General features: G+C 60.0%; 4 protein-coding genes. All 4 read left to right on the top strand.

Features of this window, described 5'->3' with window-relative positions; all coding sequences use genetic code 11:
* The first annotated feature begins 173 nt into the window (after positions 1 to 173).
* Positions 174 to 653 (top strand): nuclear transport factor 2 family protein, encoded by a 480-nt coding sequence (locus tag M0974_RS14015; protein ID WP_297837602.1) that lies wholly within the window; start codon positions 174 to 176, stop codon positions 651 to 653.
* Complete coding sequence (locus M0974_RS14010; RefSeq protein WP_297837599.1) at positions 650 to 2,056, top strand: aldehyde dehydrogenase (NADP(+)); 1,407 nt, start codon at positions 650 to 652, stop codon at positions 2,054 to 2,056. Before M0974_RS14015 ends, M0974_RS14010 begins: the two co-directional genes overlap by 4 nt.
* A gap of 12 nt (positions 2,057 to 2,068) precedes the next feature.
* A complete protein-coding gene (locus tag M0974_RS14005) occupies positions 2,069 to 2,380 on the top strand; it encodes a Dabb family protein (protein WP_297837596.1) in 312 nt (103 codons plus the stop codon).
* 81 nt (positions 2,381 to 2,461) lie between these two features.
* Positions 2,462 to 3,571, top strand: a 1,110-nt coding sequence (locus tag M0974_RS14000) for an MFS transporter (protein WP_297837593.1), incomplete at its 3' end; no start/stop codon positions are given.

Here is a 3,571-nt window from a genome sequence, read left to right as displayed (position 1 = left end):
GAATTCTGCCTGGTGCAAGACGACATTGAAGGGTACTTGGCCATGCGCATTGCCTCTGGTGAGCCGCTGTGGGGCGTTTACCCGCCGAGCCCAGCGTCGGTTTCCGACTACCACGCGTGGGTTGCCTCCGGTCGTCCGGACATTCCAAGCATCATCGGTAAGGAGGCGAACTGATGAGTGCCGTAAACCAAGCCAACTACGCGGCGCTGATCCGCCGCTACTTCGCAGCCTGCAACGCCGGTGACCATGCCGCGCTGCTGTCCTGCTTTACCCCGGACGCGGTCCATTACTTCCCGGCGGGGCTGCCGGATATTCCATGGCGCACTGCCGAAACCATCGCCGCCAAATGGGTCTGGTGCGTGGAAAACCTGGGATCGCAGTGGACCATCGAAAAAATCCTGGTCAGCCACGACAGCCATGAAGCCGTGATCGAGTGGACTCATTGGAAAGGCAAACTCGGCACCGCCCTGCGTGGGGACGAGTGGTACGTGTTCGACGAACAGAGCGGACTCATCAAAGAGATCCGTGCCTATTACGCCTCTCCTGCGGACAAGGAAGTGGCCATTAATGAGCTGGTGGATTTTGATTACACCGGCCGTGGCTACAACCTTGAGCCCGAAAATGCGCACACCAAGAGCGGAGCTGCGAAATGAGCACTCCTGACATCCAACTGATCGATCAGGCCGTTGCGCAAGCTGCGGCTACAGCCGACGCGTGGGCCGAATCGTCAGCAACCGTGCGCGCTAAGCTGCTACGCGGCCTGGCCGATGCACTGGAACAGCATCAACAAGCGCTTATTACCCTGGCGGATGAAGAAACCGGGCTGGGCGCGGGCCGCCTCACTGGAGAAGTTGCCCGCACAGCGTTCCAACTGCGTGGGTTCGCCGATGAAGTCGAAGCCGGCGTGCCTTTCTCCCGCATCGATGACCAAGCCATTGCCGGTCCTCCACCTGCCGGTCGTCCGCGGTTAACCCGTGTGTCACAGCCCCTGGGGCCGGTGGCAATGTTCTCCGCCAGCAACTTCCCGTTTGCCTTTTCCGTGCTCGGTGGCGACACCGCATCGGCCCTCGCCGCGGGCTGTCCGGTGGTGGTCAAAGCCCACTCAGGTCATCCGCGCTTATCCCGCGCCGTGCACGAAGTGGCACAAGGTGTTCTGGCTGAACACGGTTTGCCGAGCGGCTTGTTGGGCTTGGTGGAAGGCGCTTCCCGTGCGGCCGGCATACATTTAGTCGCTCATCCACAGATTGCAGCGGTGGCGTTTACCGGGTCGTATCAAGGCGGTACGGCGCTGTGGAAAGTCGCCAACGAACGTGCTCGGCCTGTGCCGTTTTTCGGTGAACTGGGCTCGATCAATCCACTTTTGGCATTACCGGGGATCCTGGAACGCGACGCTGAAAATCTCGCCAAAACATTGGCCGCGTCGATCACCATGGGCTGCGGCCAGTTCTGCACCAGTCCTGGTGTGATCATCGTGTTCGATCACGCCGCGAGCGAGCGGTTTATCGAGCTGCTAAGCAAAGCACTGCAGCCATTGACCACCCACAAGATGCTCACCCCGAGCATGCGTCGCGGTTTCGATGACGGCGTTGCTCGCCTCGACCATGCGACGGCTGCACGCCCACTGTTTCAACCGCACGCCGACGGCGACGGACCAGCGCCACGCTTGTTCGAGATTGAAGCCCAAGCGTTTATCGACGACGCCCATTTGCGCGAAGAAATCTTTGGCCCAGCGGCTGTAGTGATCAAGGTCCGCTCGGTAGACCAGGCGGTATCAGTCTTTGACGCCATCGGCGGCACGCTGACTGCCACGTTATGGGGTTTTGAACAGGACACCGACGACACCCGGACGCTACTGCGTGCAGCCCGGAGCATTGCCGGTCGCGTGTTGTTCAGCGGCGTACCCACCGGGGTCGCAGTGACTCACGCGCAACAGCATGGCGGGCCGTGGCCTGCGTCGACACAGCCGCAATCAACCTCAGTCGGCTATGCCGCACTGCAGCGTTTCCTGCGTCCACTGGCCCTGCAAGATGCGCCTGCCTGGGCGCTCAGCGAATAAGGAAGTTTTGCCATGATGAAACATATCGTGATGTTCCGCCGCTTGCCGGGCGTGGACAAACAACCAGAGCTGGAAAGCCGTCTGGTGCAGTGGATGCGCGACCTACGCAAAGACATTGATTTCGCCCGTAGCTGGAAGGTCTCGGCCAACGAGTTGGACCGCCCGATCTGCTGGGAGTATTTGCTGGAAACCAGCTTCGACGACGCCGACGCGGTCAATCGTTACCTGCCGCACCCGGCACATGTGGCGCTAATCACGGAGCTGAAAAAGTACTTTGAATGGGCGGCAGTGGATTACACCGAGGCCGACACACAGAACGCTTAGAAGCATGAAGGACCCTGCACGGCAGATCGTCGCCGTCGCAGGTTGAGTACTCGCTACAACAATAACTATATGAGGCCCGATATGAACAACCACCAGCCTTATGCGCTTTCTGGCAAAGACCTGCCTGCCGCTGTCATTGCTGAATCGGCAACCGGCACCTCTGCGTCGGCAAAGTCGGCAGTTGCAAAAAAAACCAGCTATCGGTTTCTGATTCTGGCGCTCATTACCATCGTCCTGGCGCTGAGCACCGGCGACCGTGCCGCCCTGTCGGTGGCCGGTACCGACATGGGCAAAGAACTGGGCATCAGCTCGGTGGAGATGGGTTATCTGTTCTCTGCGTTCAGCTGGGCGTATGTGATCTTCCTGATTCCTTCCGGCTGGTTTACTGACTGGATTGGCTCGAAGCGCTCGATGATGATCGCCGTTTCGGTGTGGTCTTGCCTCACGGTGATGATGGGCATGGTCCACTTCATCGGGATGGTCGTACCCTTGCTACTGGCGTTGCGCTTTTTGCTCGGTGCTGCCGAATCGCCGGTCGGTCCCGCTTCCGGGCGGATTATCGCGGCATGGTTTCCGTCATCGGAACGCGGTGTTGCCGGGGCGATATTCAACAGTGCGCAATACCTGTCACTGGCGCTGTTCACGCCGATCATGGGCTGGCTTTGCTACACCTACGGCTGGGAATACGTGTTCATCATCATGGGTGTCATCGGTCTGGTGATCGCGGCGGTCTGGTGGAAGCTGTACTACCTGCCAATCAGCCACCCGAAAATGAACGCCGAAGAACTGGAATACATTCGCGCTGGCGAAGGCTTGGTAGACCTGGAAGGCATCAAGAGCAAGGCCGCGAACTCCGGCAAAGGCATGCGCTGGGGTGAAATCGGCCAGTTGTTCCGCAGCCGAATGTTGGTGGGGATTTTTCTTGCGCAGTACTGCATCACCTCCATTACCTGGTTCTTCATGACGTGGTTCCCGATCTACCTGGTCAAGGAGCGCGGCCTGTCGATCCTGCAAGCCGGCTTCACCGCCGCCGCGCCCGCCCTGTGCGGCTTCGCCGGCGGGTTGCTGGGCGGGATCATCTCCGACCGCTTGCTGAAGAAGACCGGTTCGCTGGACATCGCCCGCAAGGGGCCGCTGCTGGTCGGCATGCTGCTGGCCGCGACGATCATCGCCTGCAACTATGTCGAACAG

This window comes from Pseudomonas sp. (assembly GCF_026224925.1).
Lineage (GTDB): Bacteria > Pseudomonadota > Gammaproteobacteria > Pseudomonadales > Pseudomonadaceae > Aquipseudomonas.
This window is presented reverse-complemented; position numbering and strand designations above follow the sequence as displayed.